The following is a 20334-nucleotide window of genomic DNA, read 5'->3' as shown; positions in this document are numbered from 1 at the left end:
CTCCTGCTACTTGCGTGCGGTATGCGGGGTGATTCTACTCATAGAGAATACATGACAATTGTCATATTGATGTCATGACGCATCATACTGTTTCCTAACTTTTCCAAGGAATACAATGTAAATATAAGAAACGGCGGGGGTGGAGAGATGGAAAAGATTATTGAAGTAAATGGTGTTTCTAAAACATTTAAACATAAAAAAGCAGTAAATAACGTTTCATTTCATGTAAATAAAGGGCAAATAGTAGCATTACTCGGTCCAAATGGTGCGGGGAAAACAACGACAATTTCAATGATGCTCGGATTAAAAGACCCGACAGAGGGGAATGTCTCTATATTTGGAAAGAGTCCGAAGCACAGAGATGTTCGTAATAGCCTCGGTGCGATGCTACAAGAAGTAAGTGTGATTGATAGTATCACGGTAGAAGAAGCAATCGAGTTATTCCGTAGTTATTATACGAATCCAGTAGCGAAAGAAACATTACTTCAGTTATCAAATTTAGAATCAGAGCGAAAGCAAAGATGTGAGAAATTATCGGGTGGCCAAAAGAGAAGGTTAAATTTTGCACTGGCACTTGCAGGAAATCCAGAGTTGTTATTTTTAGATGAGCCGACAGTTGGAATGGATATTACGTCTCGAAAAACATTTTGGGAAACGATTAGAAAGTTAGCAAGTGAAGGGAAAACGATTATTTTAACGACGCACTATTTAGAAGAGGCAGATGCTTTAGCGGATCGGATTTTATTATTTGCGAACGGAAAGATCATCGCAGATGGTACGCCAGATGAAATGAAAGCGACGATTTCTCGAAAAACGATTTCGTTTTATTCAAAAGAAAGTATCCCTATGGGCTTGCTAAAGGAATTGCCGAATGTAACAGGAGTACAGTCAAATGAGGGGCGGATTATTTTAACAACGGAGGATACTGATGCCACGTTACAAGCAATTTATCAAAAGAACTTACCTGTAACAGATATTTCAGTTGAACGTGGAAGTCTCGACGAAGCATTTGAACAGTTTGTCGCAAATCAGAAGGGGGAAATCGCATGAGAGCACTATGGATGCAATGTAAAATAGAGGTTTTGCGTACGTTCCGTAATAAATTATTTATCTTTTTCTCATTATTAATGCCAGTTATGTTTTACTATATTTTCACAAATGTTATTCAAGTCCCACAAAACGGAGATGCTTGGAAAGCTCATTATTTAATTTCAATGGCGACTTTCAGTATTGTAGGGACTGCACTTTTTAGTTTCGGTGTGAGACTTTCTCAGGAAAAAGGGCAAGGATGGACACATCTTTTAAAAATTACACCACTTCCAGAGGGAGCATATTTAGCAGCAAAGATTATTGCTCAAACAGTAGTGAATGCTTTTTCAATCTTAGTTATTTTTATGGCAGGAATATTAATTAATAATGTCGAGTTAACAGTAGGTCAATGGATTGGTGCCGGATTATGGTTATTATTAGGCGTGACACCATTTTTAGCACTCGGAACAGTAATAGGTTCAATCAAAAAGGCGGATGCAGCTGCTGGCCTGGCTAATATTTTAAATATGAGCTTAGCTGTAGTTGGCGGATTATGGATGCCAATTGAAGTATTCCCAAAAGTATTAAGAACTATTGGAGAATGGACACCAACATATCATTTTGGTAGCGGGGCATGGGATATTGTAGCTGGAAAATCAATTGGATGGGAAAATATCGCGGTACTAGGAGGTTATTTCCTTATATTTGTTGTAGTATCAATATATATAAGAAAAAGACAGGAAGCGGTATAAATGATAGAGAAGAAGAGGATTGAGATTTTTCCAAAATATATGGGATTCTTCCCATATATGTGGCTCGTGTATCTGCTATTTCCAATTTATAATTTAACACAAGTATCAGGATGGAAGCTTGTAATTGGCATCGGTATGTTGATAGTTTTCATTGTCACATACCGTCAACTTTATTTCGTTCAAAAGACGTTCATTTTATGGGCATGTATTCAAATGTTACTAACCTTTTTATTTGCTGTATTTTATAATCCTTTTATGATTTTCTTTGGATTTTTTACGGCAAGTGCGATGGGATTTGCACCAAGTAAAAAAGTATTTCGATTGTTGTGGGGCCTGTTAATTGTAATGCTGGGAGCTTTTACATTTGTAAACTTTAATCAACTAACAACTACAAGTTTAGTGAATATAGTTCCAATGTTTATTTTAATGCTCCTTACACCATTTGGAATGCGCAACTTTAACCAAAAAAAGATGTTAAGAAATCAACTAAACGAAGCAAACGAGCAAATCAAAGACTTAGTAAAACGTGAAGAACGTCAGCGAATTGCAAGAGATCTTCATGACACATTAGGACACACACTATCTCTTATTACTTTAAAAAGTCAGCTTGTTGAGAAGTTAATTGTGAAAAATCCGGAGCGGGCAAGTATGGAAGCGAAGGAAATTACACAAACATCTCGTACCGCTTTAAAGCAGCTGAGGGAATTAATTTCTGATATGCGCATGATTACAGTAGAAGAAGAGCTTGAGCAAATAAAAGCGATTTTGCAAGCAGCCAATATTGAATTGGAAGTAAAGCAGGAGGCTAATTCTAGTTCGTTATCGCCAATCGAGCAGAATATTTTAGGTATGTGTTTACGTGAGGCAGTTACGAATGTAGTGAAGCATAGTAAGGCGACAGTGTGCATTGTTTCTATATTAGAATCACAAGGTGAATTGATTTTAAAAGTAGAAGATAATGGCGTCGGTTTAGAGGAGCAAAATCATGATGGAAACGGCATTCGTGGTATAAAGGAACGAATTGCCTTAATTGACGGTCTAGTGGAGATAGATACGATTAATCCGGGGACGCTATTAACAGTAAAAGTACCAGTTGTCATTAGAACAGGAAAAGATGAGGTGAGGGCATGATTCGAATTATTATTGCGGAAGATCAACGGATGCTTCGTGGTGCATTAGGAGCCCTACTTGATTTAGAAGATGATATGGAAGTGATTGGGCAAGCTGCGAACGGGGAAGAGGCGTTAAAATTAATTGAATCGTTAAAGCCGGATATAAGTATTATGGATATTGAAATGCCGATTCAAAGTGGTTTAGATGTTGCTGAAATTTTAAAGAAAGAAAAATCATTATGCAAAGTAATGATTTTAACAACATTTGCAAGGCCAGGGTATTTTGAAAGGGCGATGAAAGCTGGTGTGCACGGATATTTGTTAAAAGATAGTCCGAGTGAAGATTTAGCCGCAGCAATTCGTAATGTAATGAAGGGAAAACGAGAGGTTTCTCAAGATTTAATGTTTGGTTTATGGCAGGAGCAAAATCCATTATCAGATCGTGAAAAAGAAGTATTGTTACTTGCTAAAGAAGGAAAGACGGCAAATGAAATTGCGAAAACACTTTATCTTTCACCGGGTACAGTACGTAATTATATTTCCGAAGTGTTAACGAAGCTCGACGCGAAAAATAGAATTGAGGCAATTACAATTGCGGAAGAAAAGGGATGGATATAAAAAGAAGTTTACCTATAGTCGGTAAACTTCTTTTTTTCTTATTTTCCTTGTTGTACTTCTACTACTTTATTAATTTTTGCTAGTGCTTTATATCCATGTGCTTGGAAAGCCTTTTCGAATTCTGTTGCTGTCGTATTACCATATAAGTCTTTTGCAGCTTGTACAATGTGAGATTGAAGTGATTCAAAATCTTCTGCTGAAGTTGCATAGTTTTGCAATGCACGCATAACAACTTTACTTACTTTTTCATTTCCTTGTCTTTGAACAGATATACCGTTATACGTTTTACCTTCAGCTAATTGATATAATACATGGCTAATGATTCCGGAATTCACATGAGATTCTTGATCATTTCCATCATTATAGAAATCTTGTAAGTTTGTATATAGTTTGTTGCCGCCGTCACCAATTTCCCCTGGGATGTCACGAATTGTTAGACCACCTAACGTATCACCCATAATCCAATTTCCTTTATCTTTCTTTACGTAATATTCTATTTGTGTACCCCAAAAATCTGCTAGGCCTTCATTTAGCGCAGATGTTTCAGCACTTGGATATCGCACAATTTTATTTTTCGTTGTACCACTAAATACAGCATGTCCAAATTCATGGGCTGTTACGTCAAGAGCAGAGGTTAATTTTCCATTTAGCCCGTCACCAAAGACCATTTGATTCCAACCTGGATGCCAAAACGCATTTACATAGTTTTCTTTTACACCATCACTAACTTCAGTAGAATCAAATCCGTGGACGCTAGCAACAACTTTTGAATCTTTATTATCGTAACTTTTTAGATTATGTTCTTTCTTAAAATAGTCGTAAATATTACTCATGTTTTTCATAACACCAGCTGCTTCTTTATCTGCAAAGTTCGAAGTGTTACTTGAAATAAGTGTCCCTGGATAACCGGCTTGGCTATCGCCACCAAGAGAGTCAGCATAGTCTGCGTTATAAATATAAATACCATTTGCACGGGATAAATCAGCTAAATAAAATTTTCCGTCAGTACCTTTTGCGATATTAAATAATACATTTTCTTGTAGCGCATTTTTCCCAGTTCCTTGTTCTTTCGCTGGTGATAGTTTAGGTGCTGTTACTTGATTAATAGTTTTATTCTCTTTATTTTTAATAAACTTTTCTTGGAAAAGTACTTCACCAGTTTGTAAGTCCATGATTGCATTTCCGTTTATAACTTGTTCATTGTTTTCATAAGTAAATGTAAGGACCGTTGCGTATGTATAGTGCCCATCTTTTTTCGTATAAACTACCGTTTCGCTAGAAAATTCTGTTTCTGTCGCATCACTTGGAATTTGAAGTATATTGCGTAATTTAGATTTTACTTCATTTTTCGACAAAAAATTTGTTATAGTAAGATTAAGTTGTTGGTCTAAATTTTGGGCAACTTTACCACTAACAGTTGTAATTACTCCATTTTTATCTACTTTTACAATGAGATCTTGACCATATACTTTATAGTTTTTGTATGTTTGTGCAAGGCGTAATTCGGTTTGATTTTCTTTTGTTTCTGTATTTGTAGGTTGAAAATCGACATTCTTTTCAGTAGTAACTTGCTCTTGTTGAGCTTTAGCCCCATTTACCTCACCTTTTAAATACTTTTTAGCAATATTCTCTTTTGTATCGTTTTGAGGTTGTGTTAATTTTCCGATTGTTAAACCAGGCTGAGCAATTTCAACTTTCACTTCATTTTTATCTAACTCTTGAGCGTGAATAGCTTCTGTTGATAAAGGACAAAGAAGACCGAATGTAACGAAAGCACTAGCAAGTTTTCTATAATTCATCTATAACACTCCTAATCTTGTATTGTGTATGTGAGATGAATTGTATGAGGAATTTGCCGAATTTTATATATATTATGCATTATTTCATATCAAAAATTGTCGAATTCACATTATTGTAGTGGTATGACAACTTAAAAAATTAGATTGTTATAATGGGACGGTGAGCAAGTATGCACGCAGAAAAACTAGGAAGCGAAATAAAGAAAATTAGGGGAATGAGAGGATTAACACAGAAACAACTCTCCGATAATGTATGTCATCAATCGGAGGTGAGCAGAATTGAGTCGGGCGCGGTATACCCAAGTATGGATATATTGCAAGGTATCGCAGCGAAGTTACAGGTTCCCATTATTCATTTTTATGAGGTACTCATTTATTCCGATATCGAGAGGAAAAAGCAGTTAAAAGATCAAATCATTATGCTTTGTAAGCAAAAGAAATATAAAGAAATTTATAATAAAGCATGGAATGAACTGAAAAAGGAAGAATATCATCCCGAGCTTCAGCAATTTCTTCAATGGCAATATCATGTAGCTGCTTACATATTGAAAAAAATTGATTACGAATATTGTATTTTAGAATTAAAGAAATTGCTCAATCAACAATTGGCAGGAATAGATGTATATCAGAATCTTTATATTGAAAACGCAATTGCAAACATTTATGCTGAAAATGGCTATTTTAAGAAGAGTATTGAGTTATTTGAAGATATATTAAAACAATTAGAGGCATTACATGATAATAAAGAGTTTGATGTGAAGGTGAGACATAATCATGCAAAAGCATTATACTTAGATAATCAATACGAAGAAGCGCTATGTCACGCAAATAAAGCCATTGAACTATCGTGTCGAATTAATAGTATGGCATTGATTGGACAGTTATACTATCAAAAAGGTGAATGCCTAGAGAGGCTAGAGTATGATAGGACAGAGATTGAAGATGCTTATGAAAAAGCTTGCTTCTTTTTCGATATATTAGGAATCCATGCGTATAAAGAATCACTTATAAAAAAAATGAAGAAATAAAAAAGACCTAAAAAACAAATATGCATAATTGCATAAGATGTGGATAAATTTTCATGATATATTTAAAGAAAAAATGCGGGTGATGGAATATGAAAAAACTACTTATTGGTAGTCTATTAACGTTAGCAATGGCATGGGGTATTTCATTAGGAGATACAGCTTTAGAGAAAAGTCAAGTAATTTCTCATAATGATCAAGAGGTACAATTAGCTTCAGATATACCTTTTGAGTATTAAAAAACAACCGTCTTACTTAGACGGTTGTTTTTTTATGGAGTAACATCCAAACATCTTTACTAGAAACAGGCTTGCTAAAGAGGAATCCTTGAATGTGGTCACAGTTTTGTTCGTGTAAAAACTTCCATTGTTCTTCTGTTTCTACACCTTCCGCAATAACCTCTAAATTTAACTCTTTTGATAGCGTAATAATGGAAGCGATAATGGCTTCTTCTAAAGGGCTATTTGTAATTCCACAAATAAATTCTCGAGCAATTTTTAATGTATTGATTGGATATTTCGTTAAATAAGCTAAAGAACTATAACCAGTTCCAAAATCATCAATTGAAATTTGAATACCAAGATTTTGAAGTTCTTCTAGTTTAGCAATTACAGAATGATTTTGATTAATCGCGATACTTTCCGTAATCTCAATATCTAGCGCTTCCGGCTTTAGTTCTGTTTCTTCCAAGACTTTTGAAATAGTTGATATTAAATCTGCGTGATTAAATTGAACAACAGATAAATTCACACCAACCTTTAAGTGAGAAAATCCTTGGTTATGCCACTTTTTTGCTTCTAAGCAGGCTGTACGTAAAATCCAATTACCAAGTTCAATAATAAATCCTGTCTCCTCTGCTAGAGGGATGAATTGGACAGGTGATACAATCCCGAGTTTTGGGTGTTTCCAACGAATTAACGCCTCAAAACCGATAATTTTTTTTGTTTTTGTGTTTACTTGTGGCTGGTATTCAAGGAAAAATTCATTTTGTTGTAGTGCTTTTGAAAGCTCACCTTCTAGGAAGTGTATTTCATTTTGAGCAATACTCATTTCTTTTGAGAAGAAAACGAATCTGTTTTTTCCATTTGCCTTTGCTCGATACATAGCCATATCTGCATTTTTCATTAATTCGGTTACATCGGTTCCGTAGTCAGGGTACATTGCAATTCCGATACTCGGTGTAACAGAAAGTTCTTCATCTTTAATAAAGTAAGGCTTATTTAAGGTAGTTAAAATTTGTTCAGCTATAAAAGAAGCACTTTTTTCAGAGTACATATCTGGTAATAGAATCGTAAATTCATCTCCGCCTTGGCGGGCAACGATATCTTTTGAACGCAAACATCCACGTAATCTTTTTGCTACTTCAATTAATAATAGATCCCCAACATCATGGCCGAGTCGATCGTTAATTTTTTTAAATCGATCTAGGTCGAGGAACATGACCGCAACGTCATTAGTGTTGTTTTGAGCTGTATTTAAAATCGTTTTTAAATCTTTTTCGAATTTCCGGCGATTCGGTAGTCCTGTAAGTGCATCATGAAAGGCTAAATGTTCCACTTGTTTTTGTTTTTCATATAAAGTTGTAATATCACGTGCTATGCCGAACATCCCAACAACTTCTTTATTTATGAAAGTAGGGATGAGTGTAATGTGAAGGTAATAGTAGTAGCCTTCTTTTTCTTTTGTACGAACCTCTAAAGTCTGTGGTCTACCTTCTTTAGTTATTTGTAAAGCTCTCTTTAATAGATCATGGTCTTTTAAATCAATAAAGTGTAGAAGGGAATAGCTTTCGACTTCACAATAGTAGGCAGTAAATAAGCTTTCACAAGCCTTATTAGATTGTTGAAAAATGCCATTCATATTTAAAGAGAAAACGGCATCAGGATGATCTTCGAATAAAGATGTATAACGTTGTTCACTTTTTGATAACGCAGATGCACCTTCTTCAACTTTTCCTTCTAGTTGTGTAGTCAACTGTTCGTACGTATCGATTAGTACTTGATTATCTTTCCACATGTAAAGTTGTCGTAGGAATAATAAGATGAGTGATAATACGAGACCGATTAACATGAACTTATCATCCCAAGGTTGAATAAGAATAAAGGCAAAGGTAATGATTATACTGAAATATGGTAATATAAAGCGCACATAATCGAATCGATAATATTTCGCTTTCGTTTCATGTTGCATGGGTGTATCCAAAATATATAGTATGGATGATAAACCGATTAATAAAATTGAAGCAGTATGTATTAAGTAAGAGACTTCAGAAGAAGGTTTCATTCCTGAGTTTAACTGGAATAGGTGTATATATCCGTATACAAGTATGATAGTAAAGCCGATAATTAACGAAATTCTACTAGAAGAATATTGTTCTCTTCTATATAGACTAATAACGGCGTAAATCACTAATGATTGTGCAATAAAGTATCCAATTAAAAACCACGTATCTGTTGTTAACATACGAAAGCTCGAAAGATCCAAAATAAAAGTTAAGGTAAAATAAATATTCATAATAACAATAAAGATGCTATCGAATGAAAATTGAGCAAGGCCTCTAATAGAGTAATGTTTTATAAACTTTATAGCAAAGCCAGAAAAGAGCAAAATATATTGTATGATGAAAAAAGGCAATGCCTTATAGGAGAATATGACTTGATCATATATAGAAAGTGAATGAAGAAATAAAGTTATCTCCATAGCTAATCCACATATACAAGTGCATAGTACTAGAACCCAAAATAGTTTGTCACCGTGCTTCATCTTTTTAATTGCTTTATATAAGCAATAGCAAGAAAAGAGTGTAGCAAACCAAAATAAGAAGAGAATTCCAATTTCTTTTATATTTAAATCCCTAGGGATAAGGAATATCCAAAGAGAAAATATAATTATATACATCATGACAAATTGTACATATTTTTTTTGATTAATCATATTATGACTCCGTTTCAATAAAGTTGAATCGCAGGGGGAAAATGCTAATTTAAATAATAGCATATAAATTGGGATGTTTTTTGCTATAAGAATTACTTTTTTTGAAAAAATAGCGCAGTGTTACAAATTACCATTGTAACGTTGCGCCGTTTTTTCTTTTTATCCCTCTTATAGAAGCGATTTCATCTATTAACTGAAGAAGTGCTAAATCCTTTTGTTTACTTTCAATCATAATATCGAAATCATGATCAATTTTTTTTGTAATGTGCAAAAAAGGTTTAATAAACTCTAAATCAATATAATCTGCGTGGGCCCTAAATTCTTTTTCAGATCTAGGAGAAGAAATATGAACTTTAGGAAGGACATTTGTATGTGACCAAGTTTTAAATATCATAGGAAGTAATTCTTCTAGCGATTCATTACAAAGGTTCGCTATGTGATGATGATAATCGAACACGAAAGGGATTTTTTCTTTTTGACAAATAGCCAAAGTTTCAGAAGTTGTATATGTTTTATCGTCATTTTCAAGAGTCATTTGTCTTTTTATATGGTAAGGAAGTTGTTGTATGTTTTCATGAAAACGTTCGATTGCCTTCTCCTTATTTCCATACGCGCCACCTACATGGATATTAATGTAGGAAGAATCTGCAATTCCCATAGCATTTAACACGTTATAATGATAGGTCATATCTGTAATGGAATTATTTGTAATATGTGGTTTGTCGCTTGTAAATAGCGTAAATTGATTGGGATGAAAACTTACGCGTAAATTGTGTGCTTGAATTAATGCTCCTATTTTACGCCATAGTGGAGCAAATAGTTGAATGTAATCAAATTCAACTTCAGGATGTGTTGCAAGCGGGACGATAGAAGATGATAAACGATATAATGGAATTTCGTGTGCAATATTGTAATGAAGGATGCGTATTGTGTGTTCTAGATTTTGCAGTGTGACATTATATAATTTATCTTCACGCTCTTGTTTTTTTAGTTTTTTCCAGCTTGTAAATGTCATTGTTTTGGCAGGCGAACAGTCCCATAATGCCGTAGCATGTGAGACATATCCAAATCGCATTATCATATGTGATTCACCTCTTTGGCTCTTGAAATTTCCCTATAAAAAGAACGCGAGTATCGTTCCTATCCATTCCTTTCCTCTATCAATAATGGAGAGAGGGCTGACATCTTCAAAGGAAAGTAATGAGGAGCGTCCCAAATCTTCCTCGAATTTGCTTTTTACTTCTTGTATGAAATGTTTATCGTATAAAAGGCAATTGATTTCATGGTTACTATATAAACTTCTCATATCGAAATTAGCAGTTCCGATATCACAAATATGATCATCTACTATAATAATTTTTGCGTGGAAAAATCCTTGCTGAAAAGCGTAAATATTACAACCAGCTTGTATTAACTTTCGGCAATATGGGAATTTTGCTTCTCGAACGAGGGCGTGATCTGCCTTTTGTGGAACGAGAATAGTTATTTGAACCCCACGTTTTCGTGCTTTTAATAATGCGTTCATAATTTTTTTTCCAGGAATAAAATATGGTGTACCGATAAAGAGTTCTTTTTCCGCGCTTTCGATTAAATGTAAAAATGTATTTTGTAAATAGGCACCATCAGTAGGGATGAAGCGATGTAGAATAGCACCAGGTTGTTGTTCTGGAAAATAAAGAGAGGAATCTAATAAGTTTTGGTTCGTATCATCAAACCAGTCATGTAAAAATTGTTTTTGTAAATCTTGTATCCCTTCACCTGTAAGACGTAAATGATAATCTCTCCATAACCCTAACTTTTGATTGTGCCCTAAATATTCCTCGCCGATATTAAATCCACCAATATAACCAATTTTCCCGTCAATAACTGTAATTTTTCTATGATTTCTTTGATTGGCAGAAAAGAAAAGAAAAGGAAATTTTACTTTGTGACAAAATGAAAAAGAGACACCATGCTTTTGTAGGGAGTAAACCGCTTCTTTTGATAAATAATGACTTCCAAACCGGTCGAGTAAAAGTCTTACTTCAATTCCTTCTTGTGCTTTATCGATAAGTAACTTTAAAAATTTACGACTTATGTCATCGTTTTTTACAATAAAAAATAAGACGTGCACATGGTGTTTAGCTTGTTTGATATCAGTAAAGAGAGCATCGTACAGATCATTTCCGTATGTATAAAGGCGAAAATCACTTTGACGTAAAGAGAAAGAACGGGAACGCACGCGCTTTAAATGAAGAATTCTCCCGTATGAAAGGTCGATTGTAATCCAGAGAGCGCTGCCTAATAACAAGAGAGATAAGAAGAACATAAGTAAATTCCCTCCTTCACGGTCTTTTCACCATCAATTTTTTACAAATCAAAAGTTCAATTTAGCCCGCTATTTGCGGGCTGCCCGTAAAAGTCCGATTAGTGTGGGCTAATAATCATTGGGTATGAACAGCCCCGCCGATTAAAGTTTCACTTTATAGTTTCACCGAAATAAACAGCTTTATTAAAAAATGTGTTGTTGTATAACAAAAAACTGTTGACTGAATGCTCACTCATTATATAATGGGAATAGGGGATACAATTCAGAAAATTATATATTTTCGAAGATTCTAAAAAAGGAAGAGGGCTTACAAAGAGAGGGGTAGCATAAAATGAATAGCTTACTAATCATTAATTGGCTGGCTGCCATTGCTGTTATTGCTTATGCGGGATATTTGTTTGTATATCTTATACGAACGAGGATGGCCTACATACAATTAGGAAAAAAGATTGAATTTGACCGTCGTTTTAAAGAACGTTGGGATCTCCTTAAGGTCAATGTTTTCGGTCAAAAAAAGCTGCTGAAAGATAAAAAGAGCGGCATCATTCACGTTATGTTCTTTTACGGATTTATTCTTGTCCAATTTGGAGCAATTGACTTCGTTTGGAAAGGGCTCGCACCAGGATCACATCTTCCACTTGGACCACTATATCCTGCATTTACATTCTTCCAGGAAATTGTCACACTTGTTATTTTAATTGCAGTCTTTTGGGCTTTTCATAGACGCTATGTTGAAAAGCTTGTTCGTTTAAAACGTAATTTCAAATCAGGTCTTGTCCTTATCTTTATCGGTGGCTTAATGATTTCTGTGCTAATTGGTAATGGGATGGGAATTATATGGCATGGCGAAGAGCTTTCGTGGAGTGAACCAATCGCTTCTGCAATCGCTTACGTTTTCTCAGGGATAAATGAAACCGTAGCCATTTCAGTGTTCTATTTCTCTTGGTGGGTGCATCTATTAATCTTGTTAACGTTTTTAGTTTATGTACCACAATCAAAACATGCGCATTTAATTGCTGGACCAGTTAACGTATTTTTTGGTCGTCTTTCAAATCCAGGAAAACTTGAAAAAATCGATTTTGAAGATGAAACGCAAGAAACATTCGGTGTTGGTAAAATTGAAGACTTTAGACAAAATCAACTTATCGACTTATATTCTTGCGTCGAATGTGGTCGTTGTACAAATATGTGTCCGGCAACAGGAACAGGGAAAATGTTATCACCGATGGATTTAATTTTAAAACTTCGTGATCATTTAACTGATAAAGGAGCAGCGGTAACATCAAAAGCACCGTGGGTTCCAGTTGTTGCTTTTAATAATACACAAGGAAATCAGTTAGCGATGATGGCAGCTGGAAAAGGACAACAAGAATCAGCGGCTACAGCGCTAGCGTACGATCCAAGTTTAATCGGAGACGTTATTACAGAAGAAGAGATTTGGGCATGTACAACGTGCCGTAACTGTGAGGACCAGTGCCCAGTTATGAATGAGCATGTTGACAAAATTATTGATTTACGCCGCTATCTCGTTTTAACAGAAGGGAAAATGGACGCGGAAGCGCAGCGTGCAATGACAAACATTGAGCGTCAAGGGAATCCGTGGGGACTGAATCGTAAAGAGCGTGAAACATGGCGCCAAGGTGACGATGAAGTAACAGTTCCAACTGTAAAGGAGAAATCAAAAGCTGGCGAAGAGTTTGAATACTTATTCTGGGTTGGATCAATGGGTTCGTATGACAATCGCAGTCAGAAGATTGCGATATCATTTGCGAAGCTAATGAACGAAGCAGGCATTTCATTCGCAATTCTTGGTAATAAGGAAAAGAACTCTGGTGATACACCGCGCCGCCTTGGAAATGAATTTGTATTCCAGGAAATGGCGACTAAAAATATTGAAGAATTTGAAAAAGCAGGAGTGAAGAAAATCGTTACGATTGACCCTCATGCTTATAACACTTTTAAAAATGAGTACCCGGACTTTGGCTTACAAGCAGAAGTCTATCATCATACAGAATTACTAGCTCAGTGGGTGAAGGAAGGACGTTTAAAACCTGTCCATTCTATTGAAGAGACAGTTACGTATCATGATTCCTGTTACTTAGGAAGATACAACGAAGTATACGAAGCACCGCGCGATATTCTAAAAGCAATTCCAGGTGTAAACCTTGTAGAAATGGCGCGTAACCGTGAAACGGGAATGTGCTGTGGTGCGGGTGGTGGCCTAATGTGGATGGAAGAAACGGCAGGTTCTCGTATTAACGTTGCTCGTACAGAACAAGCGCTAGCTGTGCAGCCGTCAATTATCGGTACAGGATGCCCGTATTGCTTAACGATGATTAGTGACGGTACGAAAGCGAAAGAAGTTGAAGAAACAGTTCAAACTCTGGACGTAACAGAGATTTTAGAACGCTCAGTTATCGGACAGAAGAAAGAAGCAATGTAGTTTGTAGGAATGCATCCAACTTTAGAAAGAGGTGCAATAATTGCACCTCTTCGAAGCGTAGGAATGCCGAGCGAGCGCTCGGTGCTAAAAAAAGAAATGGGGGAAAGAAACATGAGTAAAACAGTTATTTTAAGTGCTGCAAGAACACCGGTTGGAAAATTTGGAGGAACTTTAAAAGACGTGAAAGCAACAGAACTTGGAGGAATCGCAATTAAGGCAGCGCTTGAAAGAGCGAATGTTTCCGCTAGTGATGTTGAAGAAGTTATATTTGGAACGGTTATCCAAGGAGGGCAAGGACAAATTCCATCACGCCAAGCAGCAAGAGCGGCCGGCATTCCTTGGGAAGTGCAGACAGAAACAGTAAATAAAGTTTGTGCATCAGGACTTCGCGCAGTTACGTTAGCGGATCAAATTATTCGTACTGGTGATCAATCACTGATTGTAGCTGGTGGAATGGAATCGATGAGTAACAGCCCTTACATTTTACGAGGGGCAAGATGGGGATACAGAATGGGTAACAACGAAGTTATCGATTTAAACGTTGCAGACGGTTTAACATGCGCATTTTCAGGTATACACATGGGTGTTTATGGCGGAGAAGTTGCAAACGAGGATGGGATCTCCCGCGAAGCACAAGATGAATGGGCATATCGTAGCCATCAACGTGCGGTTTCGGCACATAAGGAAGGTCGTTTTGAAGAGGAGATTGTACCAGTAACAATTCAGCAAAGAAAAGGCGATCCTATCGTCGTGGCTAAGGATGAGGCACCACGCGCGGATACAACGATTGAAAAATTAGCGAAATTAAAGCCTGTTTTTGATAAGACGTCGTCGGTGACAGCTGGTAATGCTCCTGGACTAAATGATGGCGGTGCTGCACTTGTATTAATGAGCGAGGACAGAGCGAAGCAAGAGGGAAGAAAGCCATTAGCGACAATTTTGGCGCATACGGCGATTGCGGTAGAATCGAAGGATTTCCCAAGAACGCCAGGTTATGCAATTAATGAATTGCTGAAAAAGACAGGTAAGACAATTGAAGACATAGATCTATTTGAAATCAATGAGGCATTTGCGGCGGTAGCAATTGCAAGTACAGAAATCGCAGGAATCGATCCGGAAAAATTGAATGTAAATGGTGGTGCTGTAGCAATGGGGCATCCAATTGGAGCGAGCGGAGCACGTATTATCGTTACACTTATCCATGCACTGAAGCAGCGCGGCGGCGGAATTGGAATTGCTTCTATTTGTAGCGGTGGCGGTCAAGGTGATGCAGTGATGATTGAGGTTCATTAATTTACGTTCAGGAAATTTTCGGTTTATTAACAACTTATATTAAGGGGGAAGAAAGAATGGGTGTACAAAAAATAGTTGTAATTGGTGCAGGGCAAATGGGTTCAGGTATCGCACAAGTGTGTGCAATGGCAGGCTATGATGTGAAAGTGCAAGATTTAAAGCAAGAGCAATTAGATAGAGGGCTAGCTGTTATTTCGAAAAATTTAGCCCGCCAAGTAGAAAAAGGTCGTATGAAGGAAGAAGAGAAAGAAGCGACTTTAAATCGTCTTACATGGACGCTCGATTTAAATAGTGTCAAAGAAGCTGATCTTATTATTGAAGCAGCTGTTGAAAAAATGGATATTAAAAAGAAAATTTTTGCGAATCTAGATGAAATTGCTCCAGAACACGCAATTTTAGCGACGAATACGTCATCGTTACCAATTACGGAAATTGCAGCGGTAACGAAACGACCTGAGAAAGTAATCGGCATGCACTTTATGAATCCAGTTCCAGTTATGAAACTCGTTGAAATTATTCGTGGTTTAGCTACAGATGATGCAGTGTACGAAACGATTGAGGATATTACGAAAAAAATCGGGAAAGTGCCAGTTGAAGTAAATGATTTCCCAGGGTTTGTCTCGAACCGTATTTTATTACCGATGATTAACGAAGCAATCTATACGTTATATGAAGGTGTAGCGACGAAAGAAGCGATTGATGAAGTAATGAAACTCGGTATGAATCATCCGATGGGACCACTTACATTAGCTGATTTTATCGGTTTAGATACGTGTTTATACATTATGGAAGTGTTGCATGAAGGATTAGGAGATAGTAAATATCGCCCATGTCCATTATTACGTAAGTATGTGAATGCAGGATGGTTAGGACGTAAAACGGGTCGTGGTTTCTACGTTTACGAATAAATTCCTCCCTTTATTAAAGTAGTGGTCTTACCAAATTATTAAAAAGATATATAGCAAATGGAGGCGAAGTACATGAATTTTCACTTTACTGAAGAGCAACAAATGATGAGGAAAATGGTTCGAGATTTTGCGCAGAAGGAAATAGCTCCCTTTGTTCCTAGTATGGAACAAGGGGTGTTCCCAAAAGAGATTTTGCAAAAGATGGGTGAGCTTGGACTAATGGGTATTCCGGCGCCTGCAAAATATGGCGGGGCAGAAATGGATTTTATTTCTTACATTCTAGCGATTGAAGAAATTTCAAAGGTAAGCGCAACGGTCGGTGTAATTTTAGCTGTACATACGTCAGTTGGAATGAATCCGATTTTGTATTTCGGAACAGAAGAACAGAAGCAGAAGTATGTTTCTAAACTGGCGACTGGTGAATATTTAGGCGCATTTGCTCTAACAGAACCGAATGCAGGATCAGATGCAGGCAGTTTGAAATCAAGAGCTGTAAAGAAAGGCGATCACTACATCATTAATGGATCGAAAGTCTTTATTACAAATGGTGGTGAAGCAAGTACATATATCGTCTTCGCGTCTACAAATCCAGAGGCGGGGAAAAGCGGGATTTCAGCATTTATAGTAGAGAAAGATACACCAGGATTAATCATCGGAAAAGATGAGCATAAGATGGGGCTTCTTGGTTCTCGCACAGTGCAACTTACGTTTGAAGATATGAAAGTGCCGGCTGAGAATTTACTTGGTGAAGAAGGACAAGGATTTAAGGTGGCAATGGCGAATTTAGATGTTGGGCGAATTGGAATCGGAGCGCAGGCATTAGGGATCGCGGAAGCGGCGCTTGCAAGTGCGATTGATTATGCGAAAGAGCGTGAGCAATTCGGAAAGCCAATTGCGGCGCAGCAAGGAATCGGATTCAAACTTGCAGATATGGCGACTAGCGTAGAAGCAGCGCGATTACTTGTATACAGAGCGGCATCGCTAAGAGCACAAGGATTACCATGCGGTAAAGAAGCTTCTATTGCGAAATTATTTGCTTCTAAGACGGCTGTTGAAGTTGCGATTGAAGCAGTGCAAGTATTTGGTGGTTATGGTTATACGAAAGATTATCCAGTAGAAAGATTTTTCCGTGATGCGAAGATTACACAAATATATGAAGGAACGAGCGAAATACAAAAGCTTGTAATTAGTCGAGCTTTATAAAAAGGCAGAGGGGGAGACGGGAATGCATTTTAAATTATCAGAAGAACATGAAATGATAAGGAAAATGGTTCGGGATTTTGCAAGGAATGAAGTAGCACCGACAGCAGCAGAGCGTGATGAGGAAGAGCGATTTGATCGAGCTTTATTCGATCAAATGGCAGAGCTTGGTTTGACCGGTATTCCGTGGCCTGAAGAATACGGCGGAATTGGAAGCGATTACTTGGCGTATGTAATTGCTGTTGAAGAATTATCCCGCGTCTGTGCTTCTACAGGTGTAACGTTGTCTGCGCATACTTCACTTGCTGGATGGCCAATTTTTAAATTTGGAACGGAAGAGCAAAAACAAAAGTTTTTGCGCCCAATGGCTGAAGGGAAGAAAATTGGTGCATATGGCTTAACAGAACCAAGCTCTGGATCAGATGCTGGCGGAATGAGGACGACTGCAAAACGAGATGGAGACCATTACATTTTAAATGGTTCGAAAATCTTTATTACAAATGGCGGCATTGCTGATATTTATGTTGTTTTTGCATTAACAGATCCTGATTCGAAGCAGCGCGGCACGAGTGCATTTATTGTGGAGAGTGATACGCTAGGATTTTCGGTTGGGAAGAAGGAAAGCAAGTTAGGAATTCGCTCTTCTCCAACGACTGAAATTATGTTTGAAGATTGCCGTATTCCTGCAAGGAATCTGCTAGGGGAAGAGGGCCAAGGATTTAAAGTTGCGATGCAAACGTTAGATGGCGGCCGTAATGGTATTGCGGCGCAAGCGGTCGGGATTGCACAATCCGCTTTAGATGCTTCTGTAGAATATGCAAGAGAACGTCATCAGTTTGGGAAGCCAATTGCGGCGCAACAAGGAATTGGCTTTAAACTTGCAGATATGGCAACTGATGTAGAGGCAGCGCGTCTTTTAACATATCAAGCGGCTTGGCTTGAATCTGAAGGGCTTCCGTACGGGAAAGAGTCAGCGATGTCAAAAGTATTTGCAGGTGATACAGCGATGAAGGTAACGACTGAAGCAGTACAAGTATTTGGTGGTTATGGTTATACGAAAGATTATCCAGTAGAGCGTTATATGCGCGATGCAAAGATTACACAAATATATGAGGGAACACAAGAGATTCAAAGGCTTGTAATTTCTCGTATGTTAACGAAGTAGGAACGAAAGCGTAGGTATTTTCCTACGCTTTTTACTTCCAAAAATAATAGAGAGAGGTGAAGGGATGGTTAAACATAATGTACATGCGTCAGTGAAAGATGAAAAATTAGTTGCGTTAAGGCGTGAACAAATGATTAAAGGTGCAGTGCAGCTTTTTAAGCAAAAAGGATTCCCGCGTACAACAACGAGAGAAATTGCGAAAGCGGCTGGATTTAGTATCGGAACACTTTATGAATACATTCGCACAAAAGATGATGTATTATATTTAGTTTGTGATAGTATTTATGAACATGTAAAAGAGCGGTTAGAGGAAGTAGTGTGTACAGAGAAGGGAAGTATAGAAAGCTTAAAGATAGCGATAACGAATTACTTTAAAGTGATGGATGAATTGCAAGAAGAAGTATTAATTATGTATCAAGAGGTACGTTTTTTACCGAAAGAATCACTCCCATATGTATTAGAAAAAGAGTTTCAAATGGTCGGGATGTTTGAGAATATTTTAGAGCAGTGTACGGAAAATGGGACATTTACACTAAATAAAAAGGAAATACAGCTTCTTGCACATAATATTTTCATACAAGGACAAATGTGGGGATTTAGACGCTGGGCACTGCAAAAACTGTATACGCTCGAAGAATATACTGAAATGCAAATTAGGTATGTAATGCAAGGGGCGCACATGCTTCCGAAATAAGGAATAGACAAATTATAATTTTATTACCATATAAAGTGAAACTTTAATCAGTGGGGGTTGTGTTCATCCCCCACTGATTATTAGCCCTCACCAATCGGGTGTTCACGGGCAGCAGGGCTCCCACCTAACTTCTTTGCTCCATCCGAATTTTGAGGTGGGAGTTTTATTGCCCGCAAATAGCGGGATAAAAGTTTCCCGTTTTTTTTGTAGCATATTTGTGCGACTTTTGTTTATAATGAATAGTATGGATTTTTTTAAGCAGACCGTTGTATATAAGGTTATATTTGAAGAAAGGAAGTGCCGCATAAGTGAATTTTAAGCAATATTCACCAGAAGAGCTAAAAGAATGTTCAATGATTGAAGTTGTACATAGCGTTTTAGGGGATAAAAGACAAGCAACGACATTCAACGAGTTGGTTCAAGAAATCGCTCAAGTGCTGGGACTATCTCAAGAACAAGTTAATGCGAAACTCGCACAATTTTATACAGATTTAAACATCGATGGACGTTTCATTAATTTAGGCGAAAATCGTTGGGGGCTACGTAGCTGGTACCCATATGAGCAAATTGATGAAGAGATTCTGCCTCAGCCAAAACCGAAGAAGAAACGCAAAGTTGAAGAGGACGGTTTTGACGACTACATTGAAGAAGATGATGATGTAGAAGATGCAGAAGAAGATGTAGAAGATGTAGAAGATTTGGACAAGGTTCTTGAAGAAGAAGACGCAGATGATGAAGATGATGATCTTGACGATTTAGAAGAAGATGATGAAGACTTCGCAGAAGAAGAACTTGAGTACGATGAAACTGAAGAAGAAGAAGAGGAAGAGCGGTAGTTCTTGACTTTTCATTATCGTCCATGTAGAATCATTTTTGGGCTCTTTAAAAAAAGACGATAATACTTTTAAAGTGTAAATATAAAAGAAAATTGCTCCCTACTTATTACTTTATGTGATGAGGGGAGCAATTTTCTTTTTTGTTTTTTGTTTAGAAAATAAAAAGAGCCTAACAATAAGATAGATACAGTGTTATCTACATACGTTGCGCTTTGCAA

At 37.0% G+C, this 20334-nt stretch carries 17 protein-coding genes; 13 read left to right on the top strand and 4 right to left on the bottom strand.

Annotation, left to right across the window (positions count from 1 at the left end; translation table 11 throughout):
• Window positions 1-147: 147 nt before the first annotated feature.
• Genes EXW56_RS25585 through EXW56_RS25570 form a run of 4 tightly spaced genes read left to right on the top strand, consistent with a single transcriptional unit; the run spans window position 148 to window position 3511 of the window.
• Entirely contained in the window at window positions 148-1050 is a 903-nt protein-coding gene (locus EXW56_RS25585) for an ABC transporter ATP-binding protein (RefSeq protein ID WP_002198751.1), read from the top strand.
• A complete protein-coding gene (locus EXW56_RS25580) occupies window positions 1047-1781 on the top strand; it encodes an ABC transporter permease (protein WP_002113090.1) in 735 nt (244 codons plus the stop codon). Before EXW56_RS25585 ends, EXW56_RS25580 begins: the two co-directional genes overlap by 4 nt.
• Complete coding sequence (locus EXW56_RS25575; RefSeq protein WP_215597096.1) at window positions 1782-2912, top strand: sensor histidine kinase; 1131 nt, start codon at window positions 1782-1784, stop codon at window positions 2910-2912.
• A complete protein-coding gene (locus EXW56_RS25570; RefSeq protein ID WP_002198753.1) occupies window positions 2909-3511 on the top strand; it encodes a response regulator transcription factor in 603 nt (200 codons plus the stop codon). The genes EXW56_RS25575 and EXW56_RS25570 overlap by 4 nt, the downstream gene beginning before the upstream one ends.
• Window positions 3512-3549: 38 nt before the next feature.
• On the opposite strand, the gene EXW56_RS25565 is transcribed toward EXW56_RS25570, so the two are convergent.
• The gene (locus EXW56_RS25565; protein ID WP_215597095.1) at window positions 3550-5310 is read right to left on the bottom strand and encodes a M4 family metallopeptidase; all 1761 of its coding nucleotides are present in this window, start codon (window positions 5308-5310) and stop codon (window positions 3550-3552) included.
• Window positions 5311-5480: 170 nt separating this feature from the next.
• On the opposite strand from EXW56_RS25565, the gene EXW56_RS25560 reads away from it, so the two are divergent.
• Together EXW56_RS25560 and papR are read left to right on the top strand one after the other, a co-directional pair.
• Window positions 5481-6338: a helix-turn-helix domain-containing protein gene (locus tag EXW56_RS25560; RefSeq protein ID WP_002113084.1), complete on the top strand. Its 858-nt coding sequence runs from the start codon at window positions 5481-5483 to the stop codon at window positions 6336-6338.
• A gap of 89 nt (window positions 6339-6427) precedes the next feature.
• Entirely contained in the window at window positions 6428-6574 is a 147-nt protein-coding gene (papR, locus tag EXW56_RS25555) for a quorum-sensing peptide PapR (RefSeq protein WP_002113082.1), read from the top strand.
• Window positions 6575-6590: 16 nt separating this feature from the next.
• Here papR and EXW56_RS25550 read toward each other — a convergent pair whose 3' ends face one another.
• From EXW56_RS25550 to cls, 3 genes are all read right to left on the bottom strand, one after another.
• Window positions 6591-9269, bottom strand: coding sequence for a DUF4084 domain-containing protein (locus EXW56_RS25550; RefSeq protein ID WP_215597094.1), 2679 nt, complete (start codon window positions 9267-9269; stop codon window positions 6591-6593).
• A gap of 127 nt (window positions 9270-9396) precedes the next feature.
• Window positions 9397-10350, bottom strand: coding sequence for a UV DNA damage repair endonuclease UvsE (gene uvsE / locus EXW56_RS25545; protein WP_215597093.1), 954 nt, complete (start codon window positions 10348-10350; stop codon window positions 9397-9399).
• A 33-nt stretch (window positions 10351-10383) separates the two neighbouring features.
• Window positions 10384-11577 carry a cardiolipin synthase gene (cls, locus tag EXW56_RS25540; RefSeq protein ID WP_002113079.1) on the bottom strand — a complete coding sequence of 398 codons (1194 nt, stop codon included), beginning with the start codon at window positions 11575-11577 and terminating at the stop codon, window positions 10384-10386.
• 331 nt (window positions 11578-11908) lie between these two features.
• Between cls and EXW56_RS25535 the strand changes: the two genes are divergently transcribed.
• The 7 genes from EXW56_RS25535 (at window position 11909) to rpoE (ending at window position 20116) form a co-directional block, all read left to right on the top strand.
• Window positions 11909-14020, top strand: coding sequence for a (Fe-S)-binding protein (locus EXW56_RS25535; protein ID WP_215597092.1), 2112 nt, complete (start codon window positions 11909-11911; stop codon window positions 14018-14020).
• Between the two features lie 9 nt (window positions 14021-14029).
• Window positions 14030-15313, top strand: a complete 1284-nt coding sequence (locus EXW56_RS25530; RefSeq protein ID WP_215597091.1) for an acetyl-CoA C-acetyltransferase — start codon at window positions 14030-14032, stop codon at window positions 15311-15313.
• A 56-nt stretch (window positions 15314-15369) separates the two neighbouring features.
• On the top strand, window positions 15370-16221 hold the full coding sequence (locus tag EXW56_RS25525; RefSeq protein WP_002113074.1) for a 3-hydroxybutyryl-CoA dehydrogenase: 852 nt from the start codon (window positions 15370-15372) through the stop codon (window positions 16219-16221).
• 72 nt (window positions 16222-16293) lie between these two features.
• Complete coding sequence (locus tag EXW56_RS25520; protein WP_002113073.1) at window positions 16294-17424, top strand: acyl-CoA dehydrogenase; 1131 nt, start codon at window positions 16294-16296, stop codon at window positions 17422-17424.
• A 22-nt stretch (window positions 17425-17446) separates the two neighbouring features.
• Complete coding sequence (gene acdA / locus EXW56_RS25515; RefSeq protein ID WP_002113071.1) at window positions 17447-18586, top strand: acyl-CoA dehydrogenase AcdA; 1140 nt, start codon at window positions 17447-17449, stop codon at window positions 18584-18586.
• Window positions 18587-18650: 64 nt separating this feature from the next.
• On the top strand, window positions 18651-19280 hold the full coding sequence (locus tag EXW56_RS25510; protein ID WP_002198759.1) for a TetR/AcrR family transcriptional regulator: 630 nt from the start codon (window positions 18651-18653) through the stop codon (window positions 19278-19280).
• Between the two features lie 308 nt (window positions 19281-19588).
• Entirely contained in the window at window positions 19589-20116 is a 528-nt protein-coding gene (gene rpoE, locus EXW56_RS25505) for a DNA-directed RNA polymerase subunit delta (protein WP_002113069.1), read from the top strand.
• Window positions 20117-20334 lie beyond the last annotated feature (218 nt).

Origin of the sequence: Bacillus mycoides, assembly GCF_018742245.1 — a bacterium.
GTDB lineage: Bacteria > Bacillota > Bacilli > Bacillales > Bacillaceae_G > Bacillus_A > Bacillus_A cereus_U.
Note: the sequence above shows the minus strand (reverse complement) of the source record. Positions and strands in the feature narration are given on the sequence as shown.